3 protein-coding genes are annotated in these 3142 nt (G+C 32.5%); all 3 read right to left on the bottom strand.

Annotation, left to right across the window (positions count from 1 at the left end; translation table 11 throughout):
• Positions 1-28: 28 nt before the first annotated feature.
• Genes Q0370_RS04605 through pnp form a run of 3 tightly spaced genes read right to left on the bottom strand, consistent with a single transcriptional unit; the run spans position 29 to position 3018 of the window.
• Positions 29-304 (bottom strand): YggT family protein, encoded by a 276-nt coding sequence (locus Q0370_RS04605; RefSeq protein ID WP_299572727.1) that lies wholly within the window; start codon positions 302-304, stop codon positions 29-31.
• 22 nt (positions 305-326) lie between these two features.
• A complete protein-coding gene (gene pgsA / locus Q0370_RS04600) occupies positions 327-875 on the bottom strand; it encodes a CDP-diacylglycerol--glycerol-3-phosphate 3-phosphatidyltransferase (protein WP_299572730.1) in 549 nt (182 codons plus the stop codon).
• Between the two features lie 40 nt (positions 876-915).
• The gene (gene pnp / locus Q0370_RS04595) at positions 916-3018 is read right to left on the bottom strand and encodes a polyribonucleotide nucleotidyltransferase (RefSeq protein WP_299572724.1); all 2103 of its coding nucleotides are present in this window, start codon (positions 3016-3018) and stop codon (positions 916-918) included.
• Between the last annotated feature and the right edge of the window lie 124 nt (positions 3019-3142).

Below are 3142 nucleotides of genomic sequence, written 5' to 3'. Positions count from 1 at the left end.
TTATTAAATGAGCAAAATTTTAATGTTTTTAAAATGAACTTAGTACAACCGTTCTTACAAAAATTTCTTTTATCAATTCCAAAATCATTAATCCTAGCATTGCCGAAATATCAAGATTCATGCTTCCAATCGGAATTATTATTTTAAACATCCGTAAATATGGCTCTGTAACTTTTCTTACCCATTGAAAAAGTCCTATTTGATTATATGGGTCAATCCAAGTTCCTAAAATATTTATTAAAATAAGAAGAGCATATAAATCAAACAGCTTTAATATCACTGCTATAACAATATCCAAAATCACACCTCCAAAAAATTTAAAAAGGTTATTTATTTAGAACATTTTTACATTTTATAACATATTCAACTCCTGAAACTACTGTTAATATCAGTGGAGTAAGTAATAAAATGTTATTTATTGTAAAACTGAAAGGTATTAAAATTATTAGTGTAAGTGCTATCATCTGAGTAGCAGTCTTCCACTTTCCAAGACTTTCTGCTGCAATAACAACCCCTTCAGCCGCTACAATTGAACGAAGCCCTGTTATCATTAATTCTCTAAATATTATAACTATTACAAACCATAGGCTAATCTGACTAAATTTTGTAAGTGTTACTAAAGCCGAAATAACAAGAATTTTATCTGCTAAAGGATCTAGCAGTTTTCCTAAATTTGTAATCAAGTTATATTTTCTTGCAATTTTCCCATCGTAATAATCTGTTATAGACGCTCCTACAAAGATAATCGCTGCAAATACTCTCATTGTCATAGAAACTGCTGTATTATCTGAAACTTCCAGAGCTAAACTTAAAAAAATAACAAATGGTATAACTAGAATTATTCTTAATATGGCTAATTTATTAGGTAAATTCATTTTCATACCTTTCACGCTCCTTTGTAATTATAATATAATCCTATTGCTGCAATGCCTTCATGCTCAAGTTAAATTTATCTTCGCTTTCCATTGAAATTACTTTGACTCTGACATTTTGTCCTTCTTTTAATGCATCTTCAGTCTTTTCCACTCTCTTATTGCTAATTTCAGAAATATGTAAAAGTCCTTCTTTCCCTGGCAATACTTCTACAAATGCACCAAATTTCATCAGTTTTGTAACTTTTCCATCATAAATTTCATTTAACTCAACTGACTGAGTTTGTCTTTTAACAAGTTCTAAAGCTTTTTTCATATTTTCAGATTCTTTTCCGAAAATCGAAACGGTTCCGTCGTCTTCAATGTCTATCGAAACTCCAGTTTCATCAATAATTGCTCTAATAACTTTTCCACCTGGACCGATAAGTCCAGCAATTTTATCAGGATTAATCTTAATAATCTCAATTTTTGGCGCATTTTCAGCAACCTGAGCTCTTGGCTCACTAATTACTGCTTCCATTTTATCAATGATGAATAATCTTCCTTCTAATGCCTGTCTTAAAGCAATTTCCATTATTTCTCTTGTAATTCCTTCAATTTTTATATCCATTTGAATTGCAGTAATTCCATTTTTCGTACCTGCAACTTTAAAGTCCATATCTCCAAGATGATCTTCAAGCCCTTGAATATCCGTAAGTACTGTAAATGTATCTCCTTCTTTTATAAGACCCATAGCAATTCCTGCAACTGTAGATTTTATTGGTACTCCAGCTGCCATTAACGCAAGAGACCCTCCACAAATTGAAGCCTGTGATGATGAACCATTTGATTCTGTAATTTCAGAAACAAGTCTTACTGTATACGGGAATTTTTCTGTATCTGGCATAACATATTTTAACGCTCTTTCAGCCAAATTCCCATGTCCTAGTTCACGTCTTCCAGGAGCTCTCATAAATCCTGCTTCTCCGACTGAATATGGTGGGAAGTTATAGTGCAGGAAGAATTTTTTACGTGTTTCATCTTCCATTCCGTCAATAATTTGCTCATCTTCCTTACTTCCAAGTGTTGCAACAACTAACGCCTGTGTTTCCCCACGCGTGAACAATGCAGATCCATGAGGTACTGGAAGTGTATCAATTTCTACATCAATTGGACGGATTTCAGTAGTTTGACGTCCGTCAGCACGGTATTGCTTATACAAAATAGCATCCCTGACAAGTCTTTTTTCTACATCTCTATAATATTTTTTAAATTCTTTTTCAAGAGTGTCATCAATTTCCTTATCTTCATTTTCAAGCTTTTCAACATATTTTTCAAAAAGCTCTATTTCCAAATTGTCAATTGCTTCATATTTTTCAAGTTTTCCTGGCGTCATTATTGCTTTTTCAACTTCATTTTCAAAACTGTCAATAAATTCCTTAATTTCAGAATCTACTTCTTTTTTCTCAAATTCATATTTCTGAATTTCAAATTGTGCAAGGAATTTATCCTGTTCTGCACAAATTTCCTTAATTCTTTCATGCCCAAACATAATTGCTTCCAGCATAACTTCTTCAGAAACTTCCTTAGCTCCAGCTTCTACCATTGTTACAGCGTCTTTTGTCCCTGCGACTGACAATTGAATTTCGCTTTCTAATAATTGCTCGCCTGTTGGATTTAAGATGTATTCTCCATTAATGTACCCAACTGTAACTCCAGCCACAGTTCCTGCAAATGGAATATCTGATAATCCTAAAGCAGTAGAAACTCCAATTGTAGCAAGATTTTCAGGATAATTCACTTCATCATACGAAAGCACCGTAACAACAATGTGTACCGCATTCAAAAATCCTTCTGGAAATAAAGGTCTAATTGGTCTATCAATCAATCTTGAAATCAAAATTTCATCAGTTCCTGGCTTAGTTTCCCTTTTTATAAACCCGCCTGGAAATTTTCCAGATGCGTAAAATTTTTCGATATAATCAACTGTTAAAGGGAAAAAATCTTGACCTTCCCTAACATCCTTACTTCTAGTTGCTGTAACCAAAAGCACTGTTCCTCCGCATTGAACAACAACAGATCCCCCAGCTTGACGTGCAATTTTTCCTGTACTTATTTTAATTTTCTGGTTTCCTAAATTAAAACCATAAATTTTCTCTTCAAACATTTTTCCTCCTAAAATTTCTTTTTTTAAGAAGGGAGCAAATAATAGTAAAATCTTTTATTATTTTCCCTATAAAAAACTTTACAATTACTTACTCAAAATACCTTCTTAAAATTTCTTTAATTAT

Source organism: uncultured Leptotrichia sp. (assembly GCF_938036635.1).
GTDB classification, from domain to species: Bacteria; Fusobacteriota; Fusobacteriia; order Fusobacteriales; family Leptotrichiaceae; genus Leptotrichia; species Leptotrichia hongkongensis.
Note: the sequence above shows the minus strand (reverse complement) of the source record. Positions and strands in the feature narration are given on the sequence as shown.

Coding starts and splice junctions, on each gene's coding strand:
- pgsA (WP_299572730.1), bottom strand. CDS start 875: ATGAATTTACCTAATAAATTAGCCATATTAAGAATAATTCTAGTTATA.
- pnp (WP_299572724.1), bottom strand. CDS start 3,018: ATGTTTGAAGAGAAAATTTATGGTTTTAATTTAGGAAACCAGAAAATT.